At 63.9% G+C, this 1,889-nt stretch carries 1 protein-coding gene; it reads left to right on the plus strand.

Annotation, left to right across the window (positions count from 1 at the left end; genetic code table 11):
• The first annotated feature begins 419 nt into the window (after positions 1 to 419).
• Entirely contained in the window at positions 420 to 1,817 is a 1,398-nt protein-coding gene (gene ltrA, locus MKD38_RS30495) for a group II intron reverse transcriptase/maturase (protein WP_012354520.1), read from the plus strand.
• The last annotated feature ends 72 nt before the right edge of the window (positions 1,818 to 1,889 follow it).

Genomic DNA, 1,889 nt, shown 5'->3' on the forward strand with positions numbered 1-1,889 from the left:
TTTTCTTTTTGTGCGCCCGGCAGGGCGCACTCACTTGAGGGTGAAAGTCCCTTACACACCCGGCAAGGGGAAGTGTTAGCCATAGGCAAGGGTTCCCCGGGCGACTGGGGGTCTGAAGGAAGCCCGAGGCAAAGCGCTGGCCTGACGAACAGGAAGCGGATATGAGGCGACGCATCTGGGTAAGGCAGCAAAAAGGGCCAAAGCCCAGTACTTGCACGGAACGGTGCGGCGTAGATCCGACAGGCATAAGCGTGAAGGTGGGTGCGTCATACCCGGGGAGATCTGTACCGCTGCCACGGTGCTACCGGCGTCGAGAGGTGTCGGGATGGCGGTGCAGAAGTCAGCAGAGGCCATATTAGGCGAGCCGTTGGCGCTGAAGGGCCGAACATGAATGAGCGCGATTAGGACGACAGACCTCGATGCTTACCGACGAAGCCCAAATGCACGAACGAGTGCAGCCCACAGCGGAGGAAGGCGGGCGGAACCTGCCCGGGGCCGATGGGGGTGCGGAGGCTGGCACGGCGGCTGTTGGGCAAACGAAAGCGCGGGCGCCATCGCTGATGGAGGCGGTGGTCGAGAGAAGCAACATGTGGCTGGCGTACCGGAGGGTGGTCGGCAATGGCGGTGCGGCCGGGGTGGATGCCTTGGAGGTGACGGCGTTGCGTGACTGGCTGAAGGTGAGCTGGCCAAGCGTCAGGGCGGCGTTGCTGGGTGGTCAGTACATCCCGCAGTCGGTGCGCGCGGTGGACATTCCCAAGCCTTCGGGCGGGGTGAGGACACTGGGCATCCCGACGGTGGTGGACCGGCTGATCCAGCAGGCGCTGCTGCAGGTTCTCCAACCGCTCTACGAACCGGGGTTCTCCGAGTCGAGCTATGGCTTCAGGCCGAGGCGCAGCGCCCAGCAGGCGGTCTTGCAGGCACAGCGGTACGTGCAGGAAGGCCGGCGATGGGTGGTGGACATCGACCTTGAGAAGTTCTTCGACCGGGTCAACCACGACATCCTGATGTCGCGGGTGGCACGGCAAGTGAAGGATGTCCGGGTGCTCAAGCTGATCCGGCGGTATCTGGAAGCGGGGCTAATGCGTGGCGGGGTGGTCGAGGCGAGGAGGCAGGGCACGCCGCAGGGCGGGCCGCTGTCGCCGCTGCTGTCGAACATTCTGCTGACGGATTGGGACCGTGAACTCGAGAAGCGGGGGTTGGCGTTCTGTCGCTACGCGGACGACTGCAATATCTACGTCCGAAGCCAGGCAGCAGGACAGAGGCTGTTGGCCGGGATGATGACGTTCCTTGCGGAGCGGCTGAATCTGCAGGTCAATGAGGCCAAGAGTGCCTGTGCGCGGCCTTGGGCACGCAAGTTCCTGGGCTACAGCCTGACAGCGCATCGTCAGGCCAAGCTGCGTATTGCCCCGGAAAGTCTGCAAAGACTGACCGGACGAATCAAGGAACTGATGCGCAAAGGGCGAGGAAGGAGCCTGGCTCACACGATAGCGGTGCTGAATCCGGTGCTGCGCGGGTGGATCGGGTACTTCCAGCACACCCAGAGCAAGCGGCCATTGGAGGAGCTGGACGGGTGGATACGGCGCCGGCTGCGGTGCTTGCTATGGCGGCAGGCCAAGAGCCGTGCTACCCGCACTGTGATGCTGCGTCGGCAAGGCTTAACGGAGGATCGCGCGTGGCACTCGGCTCGCAACGGGCAGGGCCCATGGTGGAATGCCGGGGCTCGCCACATGGGCGCGGCCTTCCCGAAGGGCTACTTCGACGCCTTGGGGTTGATCTCGCTGCTGGATACTCAGCAGCGCTTGCAGTCTCGTTCGTGAACCGCCGTATGCGGAACCGCACGTACGGTGGTGTGAGAGGGCTGAGGGGGTGACCCCTCACCCTACTCAATC

The organism is Cupriavidus sp. WGlv3 (assembly GCF_023952475.1).
Taxonomy (GTDB): domain Bacteria; phylum Pseudomonadota; class Gammaproteobacteria; order Burkholderiales; family Burkholderiaceae; genus Cupriavidus; species Cupriavidus phytorum.

Bases quoted from the DNA above. Each gene is read 5' to 3' on its own strand.
- ltrA (WP_012354520.1), top strand. From the start codon at position 420: ATGCTTACCGACGAAGCCCAAATGCACGAACGAGTGCAGCCCACAGCG.